The 20,876-nt window shown below is 41.1% G+C and carries 16 protein-coding genes; 1 reads left to right on the top strand and 15 read right to left on the bottom strand.

What is annotated here, in order from left to right; genetic code table 11:
- Positions 1 to 73: 73 nt before the first annotated feature.
- Positions 74 to 610 (top strand): biofilm surface layer hydrophobin BslA, encoded by a 537-nt coding sequence (bslA, locus tag ACTJKA_RS06310; RefSeq protein ID WP_017367279.1) that lies wholly within the window; start codon positions 74 to 76, stop codon positions 608 to 610.
- A gap of 145 nt (positions 611 to 755) precedes the next feature.
- On the opposite strand, the gene ACTJKA_RS06305 is transcribed toward bslA, so the two are convergent.
- The 15 genes from ACTJKA_RS06305 to pgsA all read right to left on the bottom strand — a co-directional run bounded on the left by ACTJKA_RS06305 (position 756) and on the right by pgsA (position 20,819).
- On the bottom strand, positions 756 to 926 hold the full coding sequence (locus ACTJKA_RS06305) for a hypothetical protein (RefSeq protein WP_017359046.1): 171 nt from the start codon (positions 924 to 926) through the stop codon (positions 756 to 758).
- A gap of 204 nt (positions 927 to 1,130) precedes the next feature.
- A complete protein-coding gene (gene mutL / locus ACTJKA_RS06300; RefSeq protein WP_336749831.1) occupies positions 1,131 to 3,032 on the bottom strand; it encodes a DNA mismatch repair endonuclease MutL in 1,902 nt (633 codons plus the stop codon).
- A 22-nt stretch (positions 3,033 to 3,054) separates the two neighbouring features.
- Positions 3,055 to 5,631: a DNA mismatch repair protein MutS gene (mutS, locus tag ACTJKA_RS06295; protein WP_076821692.1), complete on the bottom strand. Its 2,577-nt coding sequence runs from the start codon at positions 5,629 to 5,631 to the stop codon at positions 3,055 to 3,057.
- Between the two features lie 124 nt (positions 5,632 to 5,755).
- Positions 5,756 to 6,301 carry an outer spore coat protein CotE gene (gene cotE / locus ACTJKA_RS06290; RefSeq protein WP_007499466.1) on the bottom strand — a complete coding sequence of 182 codons (546 nt, stop codon included), beginning with the start codon at positions 6,299 to 6,301 and terminating at the stop codon, positions 5,756 to 5,758.
- Between the two features lie 450 nt (positions 6,302 to 6,751).
- On the bottom strand, positions 6,752 to 7,186 hold the full coding sequence (locus tag ACTJKA_RS06285) for a RicAFT regulatory complex protein RicA family protein (RefSeq protein WP_008344661.1): 435 nt from the start codon (positions 7,184 to 7,186) through the stop codon (positions 6,752 to 6,754).
- Position 7,187: 1 nt separating this feature from the next.
- Entirely contained in the window at positions 7,188 to 8,714 is a 1,527-nt protein-coding gene (gene miaB / locus ACTJKA_RS06280; protein ID WP_007499471.1) for a tRNA (N6-isopentenyl adenosine(37)-C2)-methylthiotransferase MiaB, read from the bottom strand.
- Between the two features lie 157 nt (positions 8,715 to 8,871).
- Positions 8,872 to 10,053 (bottom strand): glycine C-acetyltransferase, encoded by a 1,182-nt coding sequence (locus tag ACTJKA_RS06275; RefSeq protein WP_125588843.1) that lies wholly within the window; start codon positions 10,051 to 10,053, stop codon positions 8,872 to 8,874.
- Positions 10,050 to 11,114, bottom strand: a complete 1,065-nt coding sequence (tdh, locus tag ACTJKA_RS06270; protein ID WP_212338877.1) for an L-threonine 3-dehydrogenase — start codon at positions 11,112 to 11,114, stop codon at positions 10,050 to 10,052. Before tdh ends, ACTJKA_RS06275 begins: the two co-directional genes overlap by 4 nt.
- A 177-nt stretch (positions 11,115 to 11,291) precedes the next feature.
- Complete coding sequence (locus ACTJKA_RS06265) at positions 11,292 to 14,336, bottom strand: efflux RND transporter permease subunit (protein ID WP_048002213.1); 3,045 nt, start codon at positions 14,334 to 14,336, stop codon at positions 11,292 to 11,294.
- A gap of 203 nt (positions 14,337 to 14,539) precedes the next feature.
- Positions 14,540 to 14,800, bottom strand: a complete 261-nt coding sequence (gene spoVS, locus ACTJKA_RS06260) for a stage V sporulation protein SpoVS (protein WP_003211281.1) — start codon at positions 14,798 to 14,800, stop codon at positions 14,540 to 14,542.
- Between the two features lie 202 nt (positions 14,801 to 15,002).
- Positions 15,003 to 15,797 carry a TIGR00282 family metallophosphoesterase gene (locus ACTJKA_RS06255; protein ID WP_019744184.1) on the bottom strand — a complete coding sequence of 265 codons (795 nt, stop codon included), beginning with the start codon at positions 15,795 to 15,797 and terminating at the stop codon, positions 15,003 to 15,005.
- A gap of 89 nt (positions 15,798 to 15,886) precedes the next feature.
- Positions 15,887 to 17,449, bottom strand: a complete 1,563-nt coding sequence (rny, locus tag ACTJKA_RS06250; protein ID WP_007499477.1) for a ribonuclease Y — start codon at positions 17,447 to 17,449, stop codon at positions 15,887 to 15,889.
- A gap of 300 nt (positions 17,450 to 17,749) precedes the next feature.
- Positions 17,750 to 18,793: a recombinase RecA gene (gene recA, locus ACTJKA_RS06245; RefSeq protein WP_007499478.1), complete on the bottom strand. Its 1,044-nt coding sequence runs from the start codon at positions 18,791 to 18,793 to the stop codon at positions 17,750 to 17,752.
- Positions 18,794 to 18,970: 177 nt separating this feature from the next.
- Positions 18,971 to 20,221: a competence/damage-inducible protein A gene (locus ACTJKA_RS06240; protein ID WP_007499480.1), complete on the bottom strand. Its 1,251-nt coding sequence runs from the start codon at positions 20,219 to 20,221 to the stop codon at positions 18,971 to 18,973.
- Between the two features lie 16 nt (positions 20,222 to 20,237).
- Positions 20,238 to 20,819 (bottom strand): CDP-diacylglycerol--glycerol-3-phosphate 3-phosphatidyltransferase, encoded by a 582-nt coding sequence (gene pgsA, locus ACTJKA_RS06235; RefSeq protein ID WP_008344688.1) that lies wholly within the window; start codon positions 20,817 to 20,819, stop codon positions 20,238 to 20,240.
- Between the last annotated feature and the right edge of the window lie 57 nt (positions 20,820 to 20,876).

Genomic DNA, 20,876 nt, shown 5'->3' with positions numbered 1-20,876 from the left:
GGTAACCTTATAGGTAAATAATGGATGTAATCATCTATTATTTACCTATAATCAACCAAGGGGGAAGGAAGAAATGAAGAAAACATGGACAATCATTATGATGGGGATGCTGACATTGGTCATGGCACTCTCAGTACCGCTAGCCGCATCAGCTGAAGGGGCTAAAACAGAGGAAAGCAAAGCTTCAACGAATGCAAGGCCAGCTGCACTTTATGCAAAAATCACAGGAGCAAGTAAACAGGAATGGTCTTTTTCTGACATTGACCTGACTTACCGTCCAAATTCTGTTCTAAGTATTGGTGCAGTTGAATTTACTTTACCAGCAGGTTTTCAAGCCACAACAAAGGATATTATCAACGGAAAAGCTTTAAAAGACAGTTACATTTTGAACAATGGAAAAACTGTTCGCATTCCAGCTCGTTTCGATTTATTCGGAAGTTCCCAATATACATTACAACTTTCTCATAAAGTACTTCCTGCTGCAGGTACATATACGTTCCGCGCAGAAAATCGTGCGATCAGCATCGGTTCCACATTTTATGCAGAGGATACGATTGATATTAATAAACGGCCAGTTGTCGTCACACCGCCAAATCCTTGCGGATGCTAAACAAAAAAGCGCTCTTAGAGCGCTTTTTCTCATTTATCACAACTATTGCCGCTGTGCTTACTGCACTTTATATAATTGTTACACCATATCTCATGATGGACTGTCATCATTTAGTTGGCAAACCCATATATGGCGTTTTTTATTGTTATTTTTGCTCTTTTAGTTTTTTAAAAATCACAAATTGATATACGCCAAATAGTAAGGTTAGGATCATCATTGCGGTAAATAGTTGATCGACTGGAAGCAAAAAATATACGACAAAAAAAGATAAAAGCAAAACAAAGTAACCTATATTGAACGCTTTTTTGAATGTCATCATATTCCCTCCTTTTTACAATCATATCACGCTTCACCTAATCGTATAACCAAATAACAAAAACCCCTATCCATTTGAGGAAAGGGGTTATCCTTACAACATGACAGCGGATGTTTATCTTCACATCACAACAACACGAAACAGACTATCGGATTGAAAAATTAATTGGTGGGCAAACCGATTCACCCACCAGCTAAAATCCTGCTACATCACCCGTTTAAACATCTTTTCCATTTCATAAGTGGAATGATGAATCATAATCGGCCGGCCATGCGGACATGTAAATGGGTCTTGTGTTTGGCGGAGTTCATCTAATAAGGCTTTGATTTCATCGTGACGCAAATGACGATTTGCTTTAATCGAGCCTTTACAGCTCATCATGATCGCCGCTTCTTCTCTCAGTTTCTTGATATCCACACGCTTTTCATCAAGTACTTGCTGAATGATTTCTTCGATGAGTTCAGCCTCTTCTCCTTTAGGAAACCACTGCGGATGCGATCGAACGATATAGCTGCCTGATCCGAATGGCTCTAAGAAGACCCCTACTTTTGCTAAAATATCGATATGCTCTTCAATAATCAACATATCGTTTTTTGAGTAGTGAAAGGTTAATGGAACAAGCATTTCTTGCACTTCCTGTTCAATGTCTCCTACCTTTTCACGAAAGTACTCATACTTGATTCGCTCTTGGGCAGCGTGCTGATCGATGATGTAAAGACCGCGTTCATTTTGAGCCAAAATATACGTTCCGTGCATTTGTCCAATCGGATACATCACAGGGACACGTTCACTTTCAGCCTGATGCTGGGCTGCACTGTCTTCCAGTATCACTTCATCATGTTGTTCATGCGAAGCTGCAGATTCCTCTACATATACATGGTCAAACTTTTCTTCAGACGATGCTGGTAAAGTCGCTTCCGTACTTTCCGGTTCACGCATCCCGTATGTGTCGTTCTGACTGGTCTCGTATACAGCCGATTCAAGCGAGTCCAGCTCATAGGAAACAGGTGTTTCCATTCGGCTTTTCATTGTTTGTTTAGAATCAAAAGATAAAGATTGCTGCTCATTTTTCACTGCTGGCATTGGTGCTTTTTTTGGCACTGAAGCACTTGGAATAAGCTGCTGCTTTTGAAAGACGTCCTTAATCCCTTGTTTGATCAATTCATGAAGTTCCTGCTCTTTACTTAGTCTGACTTCAAGTTTAGAAGGATGTACGTTCACATCGACTAAAATGGGGTCCATCTTCATCTCAATAAATGTAATCGGATGGCGTCCGATCGGAAGCAGTGTATGGTATCCTTCATGAATGGCTTTTACCAGCGGGAAATGCTTGACGTATCTGCCATTGACAACAGAAGACATATAATTACGTGATGCCCTTGTCACTTCTGGTAAGGAAATATAGCCTTTTACTTCAAAATCAAGTGATTGTAAATGTAGTGGCAGCATTTTTTTGGCCACTGCCGTTCCATAAATGGCCGCAAGCACATGCCGCACATCTCCGTTTCCATTTGTTTGAAGCAGCACTTTTCCTTGATGTCGCAAACGAATCGACACTTCTGGATGAGCAAGTGCAATTCGGTTCACAACATCAGAAATGTTGCCAAGCTCCGTATGAACAGTTTTCATGTATTTTAGACGGGCTGGCGTATTATAAAATAAATTGGTGACCACAATTTCGGTGCCGCGACGGCCAGAGGTTTTTTTCTCCGAAATGATTTTCCCGCCTTGGAGAGCTAAGTGTGTTCCAGCACCTTCACCGGTACTTGTCTTCATTTCTAAGTGAGAGACAGAGGCAATACTTGGCAGCGCCTCCCCCCTGAAACCGAGCGTCCTGACACGAAACAGATCATTTTCATCTTTGATTTTACTCGTCGCATGACGCTGAAAGGCGAGCTTACAATCTTCAGCATCGATTCCCACCCCATTATCAATAATTCTAATAGAAGAAAGTCCTGCTTCTTCTACATCGATTTCAATGACAGTACTACTAGCATCGATCGCATTTTCCACGAGCTCCTTCACAACAGAAGCCGGGCGTTCGACCACTTCACCAGCTGCAATTTTATTTGATAGGTCATCGGATAACTGAATAATCTTTGCCATTTCTTGCTCACCTCACCTTACATTATAATTTCTTTTGCAATTCATATAGCTTTGTCATCGCTTCAAGCGGTGTCATATCCATTAAATTAAATGACTTCAATTCTTCGATCACTGCTTGATCTTTGTTTTTCAGCACAGGTTTTGTTTGCGGTTTTTCTTCCACTTCAAAGAAAGAAAGCTGCTGTTTTTCCTCAGCCATTTCTTTTTTCGGGGCTTTAGAGACGCGCGGAATCACTTCATGTGATCCGCTCTCAAGCTCCGTTAAGATGGTCTGGGCTCGATCAATGATCGCATCAGGCAGTTCAGCAAGCTGCGCTACATGGATGCCGTAGCTTTTATCCGCTGCACCTTCTTTGATTTGATGTAAGAAAACAACTGTTCCTTCATGCTCTTCAGCTCGCACGTGGACATTTTTCAGTTCGCTTAATTGGGATTCCAGTACCGTCAGTTCATGATAATGAGTGGAGAAAAGGGTTTTGGCACCAATATGATCATGCACAAATTCAATGATTGCCTGTGCAAGAGCCATTCCATCATAAGTGCTTGTCCCGCGTCCAATTTCATCAAATAAAATCAAGCTGTTCTTTGTCGCATGTACCATCGCATTTTTTGCTTCGAGCATCTCTACCATAAAAGTACTTTGACCAGAAATCAAATCATCTGCCGCCCCAATACGTGTAAAGATTTGATCAAAAATCGGAAGGGTTGCCTTTGATGCTGGCACAAAACAGCCAATTTGCGCAAGAATCGATATCAATGCCATTTGTCTCATATATGTGCTTTTCCCTGACATATTCGGACCAGTAATGAGCAAGGTTTGTCTCCCTTTGCCCATTTGGCAGTCATTCGGCACATACTCTTGATGATCCATCACTTTTTCAACAACAGGATGACGACCATCAATGACTTCCACTTCATCTGATGAAAATTCAGGGCGAACATAACGCCGTTTTTCACTCACAGTGGCAAAGCATTGCAGCGCATCAAGCTCACTCATTTGTTTTGCAAGCAACTGTAATCTAGGAATATAGGCTTTTACTTGTTCCCGAAGCGCAGAAAATAGTTCATATTCCAATTCACTAATATTTGATTCCGCCTCAAGAATAAGGGCTTCTTTTTCTTTCAATTCAGGTGTAATATACCGCTCTGCATTGGCAAGGGTTTGTTTTCTTTCATAACGGCCTTCTTCTAATAAATGCGTATTTGCACGGGTCACTTCGATATAGTAGCCAAACACTTTATTAAAGCCGACTTTCAACGATCGAATGCCTGTATATTCTCTTTCTTGCTGTTCAAGACGAGCGATCCAATCTTTCCCGTTTCGGCTCGCATCACGATATTCATCTAATTTTGCATTGTAGCCATCTTTAATCAAATTGCCTTCTTTTAACGTCATCGGCGGATTCTCATAAAGAGCATCTTCTAATAAATTAAGTAAATCACCGCATGGGTCAATGTCATTTGCTCTAGATTTTGCCATTTCCTCCGGGAGAGAATGGACAAGCTCTTTAATAGCCGGCACTTGCTTGAGAGATTCTTTCAATTGAATGAGATCACGGGCATTCACATTTCCAAATGCCACACGGCCCGCTAGACGTTCAAGATCATACACTTGCTTTAAACGTTCTCGCAGATCCTCTCGCTCAAAGAAATGTTCCATCAAAATTTGCACCATTTCCTGGCGTTCTTTGATTTGTGAAAGGCGGATGAGCGGACGATCGATCCATTGCTTCAGCAATCTTCCGCCCATTGCCGTTTTTGTTTCATCTAAGAGCCATAATAAAGAACCCTTCTTGCTTTTTGAACGGATGGTTTCTGTTAATTCAAGGTTTCTTTTTGAGTAAAGATCAATTTTCATCGTTTGTTCAAGCTGAAACACTTGAACTTGCTGAAGATGATCAAGACTCCTTTTTTGCGTTCTTCTTAAGTATGCATAGAGTGTTAAAAATGCTCTTTTCAGATGTTCGTCAAGATGAGCAACGAGTCGTTCAGCTTCATCTATTAATTCAGCGCGATCTTCGTATGAGATGGTCGCTTGGCAGCGTTCCTTCAGGGTTTTCACCGTTTCTTCATCGAGCTGCTTTGATACCACAATCTCTTTTGCACCGACAGAATAAATTTCAGACACAACTTCATCTAACCGTTCAATGAAAGCCGCCATGTTTTCACCTGTTGATAAATCGGAAAGCGCAAGACCGTAGCCATTTTGAAAGCTGGAAACAGACGCGATAAAGTTATTTTCGTTTTCATTCAGTCCTTTGCCATCCATGACCGTACCTGGTGTAATCAGTTGAACGACCTCTCTTTTGACCACACCTTTTGCCGTTTTAGGGTCTTCCACCTGCTCACAAATGGCGACTTTATAGCCTTTTTCAATCAGTTGTTCTATGTATGCAGACGCAGAATGATATGGAACACCACACATTGGAATCGTGCCGCCATCCCTGCTCGTTAACGTAATTTCTAATTCTTGTGCTGCTTCTTTTGCATCATCAAAAAACATTTCATAAAAATCGCCTAAGCGAAAAAATAAAAAGGCATCTTGGTAATCTGCCTTGATCTTTAAATATTGCTGTATCATGGGCGTATAACTTGCCATATTTCTAATCCCTCACTATATTACTTTCGAATTCATACCATCTTTCATTATAGCATAAAAATTCACCTTTTTTCCTTAGATCAAGGCACAAAAAAACTAGGGGGATATGCGCCCTAGTCATCAATTACTCTTCTGGATCACCCGCGAGGAATTCTGGATGAATATCTTCTAATTCCTCATCCACTTCTTCTTCCCATTCGTGATCATCTTTTTCTTTCCAGCTTGAATTGACTTCTACAACAATTTTGGTTTCCCCTACTACTTCAGCAATGAATTCACGCTCTGCTTGAACGACAATTTTATTGCCATTTGGAGAAATGGTGACTTCTAAGCAATTGGGCTGCTGTAAGACTTTCGCAATCACTTCGTGCTCATCATCAAGGAAGTTTTTATCTTTATATCTCAGTTTGATGATATCTACATATTTTACACGTTCTGTGACCACTTCGGTTTTCGTGTTGTCTGCGTAAGAATACCACACGTTAATATCAAATGTACCTTCAATCTCAACTGTTTTACCGACTTTTTCAGCATCGTACTTATGATTAATGATCCAACCGCCTAGGATGCTGGTTGGTTTTTGCGATGGAGAAATGGTGTGTGTGCTTTGGGTAAATTTCCTCCCTTTTGCGACCACCGCTTTTGTAATAATTTCTCTGTATTCAGACATTCCGGCATGCCTCCTTGTTCTTGATCGTTTTATCTTATGCTGGGCATTCGTCTAGTGTGTCACGATTTTGAGTCTCATGTTCAATTAAATTCATTTCTGTTTCAGTGTATGCATGGTCGCCCATAAACTTGCCTTGAAAATTGGAAAAGTTGGAGAATGAGAGATTGGGGTTGACTGAAATGGTGTAGTTTGATGTAATAAAGTTAGTAGCCCTTCTTTATATAGGGAGGGATTTTTGTGAAAGAGTTTCATATTATAATAAATATTTTTGGATTAAGCATTGAGTTTCAATTTAAATCTTCTAATCTGTAAAATCAATTCATTTTTAGTTTAAGACATTTTTATGGTATACAGAGGCTACTGCATCAACATTTTGTTGTTGGTGCAGTAGCAAAATACAAATTACATATATTCTATATAATATAAAAACCCCGCATCTGCGGGGTTTTCTCATTTAATGGAGCAACTTGGGGATGAGTTTTTCACTTTTGAACCGGTTTCTCCTAATAAGAGGTCACCGCCGGTTGAAAGAATGATTTCATCCGTTACTTGATTAGAAATCGTGTGCGCTACAAGCTGAAGCAGGGAATTAACCTCTGTTTGTGATTCTTTGAATTCTTGAATCACTGGGATCTCATCCAGTTCTTCTTGCAGGGCATCAATTTTTTCTTCCACTTGTTTTAAGGCTTCATGTTTGCCATAATGCTTTAAATTCACAGCTTGCTTTTGAAGCGCCTTAATTTGATTAATGATCGCTGCAATTTTTGTATTTTCATTGATTTGCGCTTCTGCTTTTTTGAAGAAATCAACTTCTTCTGTTTCAGAAATCATTTTCGCGAGCTCTCTTGCGCGCTCGACAATCTCTTTCTTTGAATAAAGCGTCATTTTAATTCACCTCGATAGCTTCTCCAACCATTTCTCCGTCAAGAGACCAAGTTTTGGCTTGTGTGATTTTCACTTTGACGATGTTGCCAATCGCTTCTTTTGGTGCTTTAAAATTCACAAGCTTGCTTTTACTTGTATATCCGGCTAGGATCTCAGGGTTGTTTTTACTTTCACCCTCTACTAATACTTCGACAGTCTGCCCTTCATATTCCTTCATTTTTTTCGCAGAAATTTCATTTACGAGTGCATTCAGGCGCTGCAGACGTTCTTTTTTTACACGCATTGGCACGTTGTCTTTCATATTGGCTGCTGGTGTTCCTTCTCTTGGAGAGTAAATGAACGTATAAGCCGCATCAAACTCAACCTCACGATAGAGGGAAAGCGTCTCTTCAAACTGCTCATCTGTTTCATTTGGGAACCCAACGATAATGTCCGTTGTTAATGAAGCATTTGGCATTGCCTCTTTGATTTTGCGCACTAGGTCAAGGTAACGTTCACGGTCGTATTTTCTTGCCATGAGTTTCAGCACAGAAGAACTTCCTGATTGAACCGGCAAATGAATATGATCGAGAAGGTTTCCGCCTTTGGCAAGCACTTCAATTAAGTGATCATCAAAGTCACGCGGGTGGCTTGTTGTAAAACGGATACGTGGAATATCGATTTTACGCAGCTCATCCATTAGGTGACCAAGACCATATTCCATGTCTTCAAAATCTTTTCCATACGCATTCACGTTTTGACCAAGAAGGGTAATTTCTTTATATCCTTCTGCTGCTAAGCGTCTGACCTCTTGAATAATTTCATCCGGACGGCGGCTTCTTTCCTTACCGCGCGTGTAAGGGACGATACAGTATGTACAGAATTTATCACAGCCGTACATAATATTCACCCAGCCCTTAATTTTTCCTTGGCGGGCTCTCGGAAGATTTTCAATCACATCGCCTTCTTTAGACCAAACCTCAATGACCATTTCTTTTGAAAGGTAGCATTCAGATAATAGCTCTGGCAGGCGGTGAATGTTGTGGGTACCGAAAATCAAGTCAACAAATGGGTGTTTCTTTAAAATACGGTTAACGACCGATTCTTCTTGCGACATGCATCCGCAGACGCCTAAGATTAAATCTGGCTTTTCACGCTTTAATGCTTTTAAATGACCAAGCTCTCCAAACACTTTGTTTTCTGCATTCTCACGAATGGCACAAGTGTTTAATAAGATGACATTCGCATCTTCAGTCGAATTTGTTGGTTCATAACCAAGCGCCATAAAAATACCAGCCATCACTTCTGTGTCATGCTCATTCATTTGACAGCCATATGTGCGAATATAAAACTTGCGGCCGTTTCCTAACCCTTGAAAACGCTCGTCAATTTGAAATTGATTGTATTCGACTTCTTCTTTACCCCGTTTTTTTGCATCTTTTAAGGAAGGCGGAATGTACACAGCTTCAAAATACTGGCTGTAGTCCTTCTCGGATTTTTTGTCCGATGAACTTACTTGTCCGCTCGCTTTTCTCTGCTCTTCATTCATGAATTTGTACTCCTTTCAAACCAAGCTCCACCCTACAGTATAGACTATTTTGTCGTGAAATGAAAATAAATTCATATGTGTTTTTTCTATGAAAAATGTCTATCATCTGGACAGTCATCAATACTCTTGATCAAAAGAAAAGAGAGCCTCAGCTCTCTCAATCAAGTATATTCAGTTTTTTTGCTTCTTCTTCGATGATTGTCAGTGCACGGTCAAGCTCTTCTTTTGTGTGCTCTGCTGTGATGATGGCTCTAATTCTCGCTTTTCCTTTCGCTACAGTTGGAAAAGCAATGCCTTGAGCGAAAACGCCGCGCTCGATTAATGCTTTTGAAAACCGGAAAGTGAGTGCCTCGTCTCCAATCATCATTGGAATAATAGGCGTTTCTGTTGGTGCCACCTCAAATCCAAGATCGATGACTTTTTCTTTAAAATAGGCCGCGTTCTCCCAAAGTGTTTCAATGCGTTCCGGTTCGTCTAACAGCACTTCAATGGCTTCTTCACAGGCTCTTGTGACAGCCGGCGGATGTGAGGTGCTGAATAAAAACGGTCTTGCTTTATGCTTTAAATAGTCGATTAAAACCGCAGAACCAGCGACGTAACCGCCTAGCACACCAACTGCCTTACTAAGTGTGCCAACCTGAATATGCACTCTGCCGTCAAGTTGAAAATGATTCACTGTTCCGCGGCCATTTTCACCAAGTACTCCAGACGCATGGGCATCGTCTACCATCACAAAGGCATCATATGCTTCTGCAAGTCTTACAATCTCAGGAAGCGGTGCAATATCTCCATCCATTGAGAACACACCATCTGTCACGATAAGACGGACGCGGTAATTCATCGATTTCTTTAAAATTTTCTCAAGCTCTTCCATATTAGAATGAGCATATACTTTTTTATCTGCCTTTGTTAAGCGAATCCCATCGATGATTGAGGCATGGTTCAGCTCATCTGAAATGACAATATCATCTTTTGTGAGAATACTGGATAAGACCCCTTGGTTGGTCGTAAAGCCTGATTGGAATACAAGGGCTGCCTCTGTCTTTTTAAAAGCAGCGAGCTTTTTTTCAAGCCGTTCATGCATTGTCATCGTTCCAGCAATGGTTCGTACAGATCCTGTTCCAGCACCGAATTCATCAATCGCCTCTTTTGCCGCTTTCATCAGCCTTGGATGTGAGGTGAGACCTAAGTAGTTATTTGAAGAGAGTTGTATGACGGATTGTTCATTTAATGTCACCGTGGAAGATTGTTTGGAATCGATTTCTTTCAGTGTTTGATGGGTGCCTTGCTGCTTCATTGTGTCCAATTCATCTTGTAAATACGTAAATTCTTTCATCATTTCGTCCCCCTTTGATATGATGGCATGATCAGTACGACCTTCCCGCACGTACCATTTCTCATGAGTTCAAATCCCTTTTCAAAATCTTCAAATGGCAGCGTATGGGTGATAACCGGCTTTACATCAATGGTATTCGTTCTTAAAAGTTCAGATACTTGACGCCACGTCTCAAACATTTTTCTCCCCGTGATCCCTTGCACGGTTAATCCCCTAAAAACAATTTGATTCGTAATGTCAATGGTTACCGGCCGCTCTGGCAAACTTAGTATATTCACTTTCCCTCCATTTGCACAAGCTTCGAGTGCTTGATTAATCGCAACGGGATGTCCTGACATCTCACACATCACGTCTGCCCCTTCCATCCGCGTGAGCTGCTTGATCATGGCAACAGGATCATCTTTTCCGATATCCACGATATGATCTGCACCCATTTTACGGGCAAGATCCAGTCTGTATTCATTTTTATCAACAGCGAACACTTGGACAGCCCCGGAGGCTTTTGCAACCGCAATCGCCATTAAACCAATGGGCCCACAGCCAAAAACCGCCACTGACTTTCCTGAAACAGGTGTATGCAGAACTGTATGAACAGCATTTCCAAGCGGTTCTTGAATAGATGCAAGTTCCACTGGCATTTGAGCTGGATTATGCCACACATTTTGTTCTGGTACTTTGACATATTCAGCAAAACAGCCATCAATGTCGACCCCTAAAATTTTCGTTTCGCTGCACAAATGCTGCTGACCCGTTAAACACATATAACACTGATTACAGACAATATGCGTCTCAGCCGATACAAAATCCCCTACTTTTGCTCGTGAGACTTGGTTCCCCGTTTTGACAACTTCCCCTGTGAATTCATGACCAAAAATGTACGGTGCTTTGACTCTCCCCTTCGCCCAATCATCCCAATTATAAATATGCACATCCGTTCCGCATATCGATGTAGCCTTTACTTGGATAAGCACTTCATGATCCCTTATTTCTGGAATTGGCATTTGCATCATCGTCGCTCCGTAAGCGCTTTCTTTTTTAACAATCGCTTTCATCGTTCCACACATGACGTACAACCCCTTTGTTAAAAAACTTCTCCCAATCCGATCTTATCATGTCTTATTTTAGACGTAAATACCGATGTCTTTCAGGAGAAGACAAATGAACACTCCACATATTTTTTTAGATATTTTTCTAAAAAAAAAAGCAAATCTCCTTTTATTCGGAGATTTGCTTTTAAGTTGTCAGCGTTTTTTTGAAACGGCCACATATAAAGCCGGCACAATCAGTAGTGTCAGAATCGTTGAGAAAAAGACACCTGATACGATGCAGATCGCTAGCGGCTTAAAGAGTGGGTCATTACTTAAAGCAACGGGCATAAGAGCGACAAGTGCTGTAAATGCTGTCAGCAAAATAGGTCTAATCCTTGCTCTCCCCGCTTCAATCACAGCTGCCTGTTGATCGAGACCTTGCTTGCGCCGCTGTTCAATAAATTCAAACAAAACGACCGCATTTCGGACAACAATACCTGCCAATGATACAATCCCCATTGTGGCCATAAAGCTAAACGGCGTTTGAGTGACAAATAGTCCAATAATGGCGCCGGATATCGCTAAGTAAACCGTTCCAAGAACTAAAAGCGGAAGCATGAGTGAATTGAACTGGAAAGCGATGGTCACATAAATGAGCAGCAAAACTACCCCAAATAAGAGACTAATTTCAATAAAGAATTGGGTTTGATCTTCATTTTCTCCGCCCTGAGAAATGGTCAAATTCTTCGCTGCATCGCTTTTCCCAACTTCATTTACGACTTCTGTCATATCCTCTTTAAACGTATCTGATGTACCAGGATATGCCTTTAACGTGATCGTCGGCATCCCGTTTTCATGCGGAATGCTTTCAAATTGCTCTGTTTCTTTTTCTTTTACGTATCGGCTAAGCGGCTCAAGTTGAGGCATGCCACCCTCATTTGCACTCACAGGCACCTTGATGTCTTTTAGCTTCAGTCCGTTTTGATGTGTCCCCATGTCCTGTTTCACTACGAGGTCGATGTCATCTGTTCCTTGTTTAAAAGTGCCTAATGGAATTCCTTCTGTGACAAGGCCAAGCTGTCTGCTGACAAACTGAGCAGTGAGCCCATCCTCTGCCATTCGGTCACGATTTAATTCAAATGAGATGGTTTTCACCGGTTGATTGACATCGTCTGTGATCAGACTTGCTCCGCTTTCTTTCATTTCTTTTGTGAGCTTCTCTTTCACATCTACGAGCTTTGAAAATTGTTCTCCTGCAATGGTTACGGTCACAGGCGCTCCAGTTGGCGGACCTTGAACAATGGTTTTCATAAAGATATCAGCATCTTTATATTTCTTTCGCAATGGCTCTGTCATACGATCGATCAATGCTTTGCTTGTCATCTGATTATTGTCTACTCTGACAACAATCTGACCAGTATGATCACTTGCGTTTGAAATGCTTTCATTAAACAAGTTCGGCACACCGCCGCCTGCAAAAATGGCCGTCTCTTCAATGCCTTTTTGCTGTTTGATCTCTTGTTCTATTTTCTCTAATGTGTCATTTGTTTTATCTAAGGTTGTTTCACTTGGAAGTGTCACAGTGACAACAACTTCTTTCTTATTCGCCGCAGGGAAAAACTCAAATGGTGTGGCGAAAATAAGCAAAAAGGCAAGTGTGGCAACGAGCAAACCACTTAATCCAATGAGAAGTGGCCGCTTCACGATGTTTGTCAGTACTCGATCTGCATAAAAATCAGCTAATCTTTTTAATGGTTTGCCTAAAAAGCCCGGTTCCTTTTGAATCTTCTTGTTCTTTCTTTTTCGGTTTGCTGTATATTGATACACTGGCACAAGTGTCAATGAAATAACCATTGACGCAAGTACAGTTGTGACTAGAACAGACGGTAACGCTCGAATAAATGAACCGTTCGCACCAGAAAGGAAAACAAGCGGCAAGAAGGCAAAGACAACTGCCAGTGTTGACGTTAAAATGGATCCAGCCACTTCTTTTACACCTGCAATTGTTCCTTTAAGCGGACTTTCGTATTTTTTCATCTGCCTTAAAATATTATCGTTGACGACAATGGCGTCATCTACAAGTATCCCTAGCGCAATGATAAAGCCAATAATTGAAATTTGATTAAGGTCCACTTGTAAAAACGGCAGCGGGATGGTTCCGATCGTTATGGATAGCGGAATCGCAAGTGAAACGATAAACGCACCACCAATGGTTAGACCAAGTGTGGTGACGACAATGACGGCGATGACGGCCACGATCGCTTCTTTGATTAAATCGTTAAAAATGGCATCTACTTCACTTTTTTGTGAATAGTAGTCTATCCAATCCACACCATTTGGCAGCTCTTTCTCTTTTTCAATGACCGCACTGACTTTGTCATACATTTTAGGAATATCCAGTCCTGGCTTGATATTGACTGTAAATGAATAGGCTGGCTTTCCGTTATATGAAACGATATCACTTTTCTCTTTTTCTACTTCTTTTAAACGACCAAGCTGACCGATTGTAACAGGCTCTCGGCTCATTTTTGAGAAGATCTCAATCTTTTTGATTTGATCTAAACGATCATAGGCATCAATGGACAGCTTGACCTTTTCTCCAGCTGCCTGGACGTCACCTAGAGGGGATGTGTCAAATTCTTGATTGATGGCATTTGTGACATCAGTCACGTTTAACCCGTTATCCTCCAGTTTACTTGAATCCAAGTTCAATATTGCTTGTTTGTCATTGAACCCTTTGATGACGACTCCATCAACACCTTTGATGTCCTCCACTTTTTCTTTTAACGCACGCAGCGATTCCTGACTTTTTGCTAAATCAGATGAGTTACTTGCTACAATCATATAAGAACCAACTGGCACGTTGCCAAACTCATCCTTTACATCTGGCTCCATCACACCATCTGGAAAAGAAGAGGCGGCATTTGTGGTTTCACTCTTGATTTGACTTGCCACCTTTTGAAAATCGGCTTGATCATCAATTTCAAGCACAATATTTGAGAAACCAATAGCAGAAACAGAGCTTGTCTTCTCTACACCATTGATATCAGAAATGGCCGACTCAAGCTTATTGGTGACATCACTTTCTACCTGTTTTGCATCTGCACCAGGGAAAACAGTCGAAATGGTTACAATATTCGCTTGAAACTCTGGCAGTTCTCGTTTAGGAAGCTGTGTAAACAAATAACCTCCAGCAATGAGAACGATAAAAAATAAAATAAAAACAAGCTTTCCTCTTTTTAAAAAAGCTTCAACCATTATTTCACCTACTTAAATATTTATTTTTGATGAAGTATTTTCAACTTAATCTTAATTTATCATCATGGTGAAAAAATGCAAGCTCTAATATGTCATTTTCTATCTATTTTGTGAAAGAAATATGTTATATGAGAAATGTATAGCGGTAAACAAAAACAACCTGCTTACATGATGTAAGCAGGTTGAAAATAATAAAATTAGAATTATCGTGGTTCAACAATCAGTTTGATTGCTGTTCTTTCTTCTCCATCGATAAGAATGTCAGTAAAGGCTGGAATGCATATCAAATCCACTCCGCTAGGCGCAACAAATCCCCTTGCAATGGCGACAGCCTTGACCGCCTGATTCAGTGCTCCAGCGCCGATAGCCTGTATTTCCGCTGCACCGCGTTCACGTAAAACGCCGGCTAATGCTCCTGCTACTGAATTTGGATTTGACTTTGCTGAAACTTTTAAAATTTCCATTTTTGCTCCCCCTTAAATTTACAATGGATAAGTGAGTGTTCATTAGAACAATCTTTGTTAGATGTTGCTATTTTTTTGAAAATCCATCCCCAAAATGTTTTTCAAAAATAGCAGGCTACCTACCATTTTTACTATATTCACGATAGAGGGCGCATATTCCTTCTTTCTGATTAATATTTTTCTGAAATAAATATGTGAATATTTATTCAAAGAAAATATGGTCATCATTTATCAAAATTCGATCAATTTTGACAGCTTTTTTCGACGGTTCGTCAATTTCTACGATCACTGCACTTAATGTCGTGCGGCCTTCTGCAATTTCAAAACGGACAGGAAGGCTCGTTTTAAATCGTTTAATAATCGTTTCCCGATCAACACCTAAAATGCCGTCATAAGGACCAGTCATGCCAACATCCGAAATATAAGCAGTTCCTTTTGGCAAGACGCGGTTATCTGCTGTTTGAACATGTGTATGTGTTCCAACGACACATGATGCACGGCCATCTGTATACCAACCCATTGCTTGCTTTTCACTTGTGGCTTCGCCATGAAAATCAATAAAAATAAACGGTGTACGTTTTGAAGCTTCTGCTATAAGCTCATCTACTTTTTGAAATGGGCAGTCAATCGGAGGTAAAAATGTGCGGCCTTGCAAGTTGATGACAGCTAGTTCTTTACCTTGTTTTTTAATAAAAGTGAGCCCTTTCCCTGGTGTACCTTGCGGGAAGTTTGCCGGACGAACAATATGGGGTGCATCATCGATGAAATCGAAGATGTCTCTTTTATCCCATGTATGGTTCCCCATCGTGAGCACATCAGCCCCAGCTTGAAGCAGCTCATGATAGATTTTTTCAGTAAGACCTTTCCCATGAGCCGCATTTTCTCCATTGACAATCGTAAAGTGTGGCTGATATTTTTTCTTTAGCTTTGGCAAGTATTCTTTCAGTGTATCTCTGCCAGGTGAACCAACGATATCTCCAACAAATAATATTTTCATACGTTTTGAACCCTTTCTCTTATAAAATGATCTTCTTATCAGTGTTGCATATTTACACAAAAAAATAAAGCGGCGCTAAGCGCACCGCTCTATTTTGCATACTCTACTGCGCGAGTTTCTCGAATAACTGTCACTTTAATGTGACCAGGGTAATCGAGCTCGTCCTCAATCCGCTTACGAATATCCCTTGCTAGACGGTGAGCTTCAAGATCATTAATTGAATCTGGCTTCACCATAATACGCACTTCACGTCCAGCTTGTATCGCAAACGATTTTTCAACACCTTCATAAGATTCAGAGATGTCTTCTAATTTCTCAAGTCTCCGAATGTAATTTTCAAGCGTCTCACTTCTTGCACCAGGGCGTGCTGCAGATAATGCATCGGCTGCCGCAACAAGAACAGCGATAATAGATGTCGGTTCTTGGTCACCATGGTGAGATGCAATACTGTTGATGACAACAGGATGCTCTTTATATTTCGTCGCAAGCTCAACGCCAATTTCCACGTGGCTTCCTTCTACTTCATGATCAATGGCTTTTCCAATGTCATGCAGAAGACCTGCTCGTTTTGCAAGCTTTGCATCTTCTCCAAGCTCTGAAGCCATGAGACCTGCAAGATGTGCAACCTCAATTGAATGCTTCAGGACATTTTGTCCATAACTTGTACGGAATTTTAAGCGACCGAGAATTTTGATGAGATCCGGATGCAAACCGTGAACTCCGACTTCAAATGTCGTTTGCTCACCCATCTCGCGGATATAATCATCGACTTCACGGCGTGATTTTTCCACCATTTCTTCAATTCGTGCAGGATGAATACGTCCATCCTGGACTAGCTTGTCCAGAGCTATCCTCGCTGTTTCACGTCTTATCGGATCAAAGCCCGATAAGATGACAGCTTCAGGTGTATCATCAATGATCAGGTCAATACCTGTTAACGTTTCTAACGTACGGATATTTCGTCCTTCACGTCCGATAATACGACCTTTCATCTCATCATTTGGAAGATTGACTACAGATACCGTTGTTTCAGCTACATGATCAGCTGCACAACGCTGTAACGCAAGTGAAAGAATGTTTTTCGCTTTTTTATCAGCCTCTTCTTTCGCCCGGTTTTCAGATTCTTTCGTCATGACTGCAATGTCGTGGGAAAGCTCATTTTCAACTTGATCCAGAATGATTTGTTTCGCTTCATCTCGAGTTAGACTAGAAATACGCTCCAACTCAGCTTTCTGCAAACGAATCATATCATCCACTTTGCTTTCCATCTCTTCAATATGTTGTTGTCGTTCATTCAGAGAATGATCTCTCTTCTCCAACAGGGACTCCCGTTTATCTAAAGTCTCGTCCTTGCGATCAAGGTTTTCCTCTTTTTGAAGTAAACGGTTTTCTTGTCTTTGAAGCTCATTACGTCTTTCACGAACTTCTTGCTCCGCCTCTACACGAAACGAATGAATTTCATCTTTCGCTTCTAAGAGCGCTTCTTTCTTCAATGCTTCCGCATCACGCTTTGCATCCTCAACAATTTGTTCGGCCATGTTTCTTGCGCCGGATATTTTTGCTTCTGCAATGGTTTTACGAACAAAGTAGCCAACAACTAAACAGATTAGGCTCAGCAAAATGGAGATGATCGTAAACATCGTAGGCGACATATTTTCACCTCCTCTTGCTATGAACTTGGTTTTACAAATAAAGTGTCGGCATGTACATTGTTTTGTGTCTCAACATACAGGGCCTTCACAGGGAATGAGATCCTCACTGCCCTTGTCAAGTTTAAATTAGTTATCAATCATGTTAAGAAAAACAAGTGATACATTCCCATTGTAATTGTGTCGGAAATACTTGTCAAGCTAGTCAGACTGAGGCGTAAGTCGTTATTTCAAGCAAAGACAGAACTTTTGACCCGCTAGCTGTTATGTAATTGTAAAAAAAAGACGCTTTTCAGCGTCTTTTTAGTCATTCAATTCCAATTCTTCTTGTCCTTCTTCGTCAGTTGATTTCACTCCGTTTGTATCCAAACCGTAGTGCTCCCTGATCTGCTCTTGAATCATAAGAAGAATGTCTTTATTCTCTTTTAGGAATTGCTTCGCATTTTCACGTCCTTGTCCAAGACGTTCCTCTTGATAAGAATACCAAGCCCCGCTCTTTTGTACGATATCTAGTTCGCTTCCAAGGTCGATGATTTCTCCCTCTTTCGAGATACCTTCACCGTACATAATGTCTACTTCGGCAATACGGAATGGCGGTGCCACTTTGTTTTTCACAACTTTAATTCTCGTTTTGTTCCCCATGATGTCGTTCCCTTGTTTCAACTGTTCAGCACGGCGTACTTCTAAACGAACAGATGAATAGAACTTAAGTGCACGTCCACCAGGCGTTGTTTCAGGATTACCAAACATAACCCCTACTTTTTCACGAATTTGGTTAATAAAGATCGCAATTGTTTTTGATTTGTTGATAGCACCAGATAGTTTACGAAGTGCTTGAGACATCAAACGTGCTTGAAGACCAACGTGTGAATCTCCCATGTCTCCTTCGATCTCTGCTTTTGGTACAAGAGCAGCTACTGAGTCAATAACAACAATATCAACTGCACCACTACGAACAAGTGCTTCTGCAATTTCAAGTGCTTGTTCTCCTGTATCCGGCTGAGAAAGCAATAACTCATCAATGTTGACACCTAATTTTTGAGCGTAAACTGGATCTAGTGCATGCTCCGCATCGATAAATGCAGCTTGTCCTCCCTGCTGCTGAACCTCAGCAATCGCATGAAGTGCTACTGTCGTTTTACCAGAACTCTCTGGACCATATACTTCAATAATACGGCCGCGAGGGTATCCACCTATTCCAAGCGCAGTATCAAGTGCTAACGAACCACTAGGTACTGTTGAAATACGTGTATCTGTTTGCTCTCCTAGTTTCATAATAGAGCCTTTACCAAACTGTTTTTCTATTTGTTTAAGAGCCATATCTAAGGCTGCTTGACGATCACTCATTCTATTGTTTCCTCCTTTATCAATTCCACTATCTATACTATACCTTGTTTTACGTCATTTGCCAAGAAAAAAACGAACACATATTCGATTTTTTCTTGGCAGATTATTTAAGAAAAGAGCTGTTTCTATTAGAAGAAACGCTCTTTTATAAAGGAGTAAACCTCATAAAAAACAAAATTAACTTTCTTTTAATAATTTGAGAAGGTGGTGCAAACCATATTTCACAGCACGCTTGCGAATGCCTGATCGGCTGCCAGTAAACATCCATTCAAACACGTCTGTCTGATCTTTTGTCGATAGCCCGATAAATACTTTTCCAACCGGCTGTCCTTCGTGTGGTTCAGGACCTGCCACACCTGTAAAGCTAATACCGATATCGCTTCCCGTCAGTTTTCTAACGCCTTCTGCGAGCTCTAACGCACACTCTTTGCTGACAGCACCATGAGAAGACAATGTTTCTTCACGGCAGCCCAGCACTTGCTGCTTGACTTGATTTGTGTAACAAACCACACTACCGTTTAAAATGGATGATGCCCCTTCGAGATCTGTCAGCCACTCTGAAAACATACCACCAGTCAGGCTTTCAGCTGCTGCTACTGTTTTCCCGTGTTCATGCAAGGCCTTTGAAGCTTCAAAGGCAAGAGATGTATCACCATATCCGTAGAAGTACTCGCCGACCCGTTCTAAAATTTGTGCTTCTGTTTCTTTTAACAGACGCTCTGTTTCTTTTTCATCCTCATGCTTGGCTGTCAGCCTTAGCGTCACTTCCCCGTCAGCTGCAAGCGGTGCAATCGTCGGATTGGTCTGTGCATCAATTAAATCTTCAAGATCTGTTTCCAGCTGAGATTCACCGATGCCAAAGAAACGCAAGACAACAGACACGATTTTTTCCTTTAGGCCGAGTTTTTCAGAAATAAGCGGCTTCGCTTCGTTTTCAAACATCGGATGCAATTCACTTGGCGGTCCAGGGAGCAGAATGTAAAACGTATCTCCCTCTTGTATAAACATACCAGGTGCCATTCCGAAACGGTTTACGAGCACATCAGATCCCTCTAGAACGAGCGCCTGTTTACGGTTGTTCGGTGACATATCACGTCCGGTTTTACGGAAGTATTCTTGAATAGACTCAAATGCTTCTTCATTTAGCACAAGCTCTTTACCGAGCGTACTCGCAATGGTTTCTTTTGTTAAATCATCTTTCGTTGGTCCAAGACCCCCTGAGAAGATAATAAAATTCGATCTTTCCTGTGCCACTTGAATGGCCCTTTTTAAACGCTCTGGATTGTCACCAACTGCTGTGTGGTAATAAACATTCACACCAATTTCAGCTAGTTGTTTGCTGATGAATTGTGCATTCGTATTCGTAATTTGCCCTAGCAAAAGTTCGGAACCGACTGCAATAATTTCTGCTTTTCTCTCTGACTTCAAAGCGTACACGTCCTTTTTAGTTAGAATTCTTTAAGGCTTCCCAGTTTTTCGCAAAGTAATCCCAGCCTGAGACAACAGTGAAGAACACCGCTACCCACATAGCAAGATCACCAAATGGGAATGATACAAGTTCAAACGGCAGGTTATGCAAAAGAAGTGCCGAAATCGCAATGATTTGCGCCCACGTCTTCACTTTTCCAAGCATATTGGCTGCGACCACTTCACCGCCTCCAGCTAAGACAAGCCTTAGGCCTGTTACAGCAAATTCACGGCTAATGATCACAATTGCCATCCATGCCGGTGTGAGATTGTATTGAACAAGTATAATTAAAGCCGCTGAAACAAGCAATTTATCTGCAAGCGGATCTAAAAATTTACCAAAGTTTGTGACTAAATTGAGCTTACGTGCATAGTAACCATCAATCCAGTCGGTTGTCGAAGCGACAATAAACAAGATCGCTCCAACAAGGTGAGTGACTTCGATGCTGACGTCACCAAAGCGCGCAACACCCCAATCTAATGGAGCAAGCATAATCAACATAAACACAGGAATCAAGGCGATCCTAGAAAGAGTAATTTTATTCGGTAAGTTAAACATGAATTCCAATCCTCCAATAAGGCATTTTTTTATGTATATAATAGTAGGAACAAAAGA

The organism is Bacillus sp. 22190 (assembly GCF_052045575.1).
Lineage (GTDB): Bacteria > Bacillota > Bacilli > Bacillales > Bacillaceae > Bacillus > Bacillus altitudinis.
The sequence above is the reverse complement of the archived record's forward strand: the minus strand, read 5'-3'. Positions and strand labels throughout refer to the sequence as shown.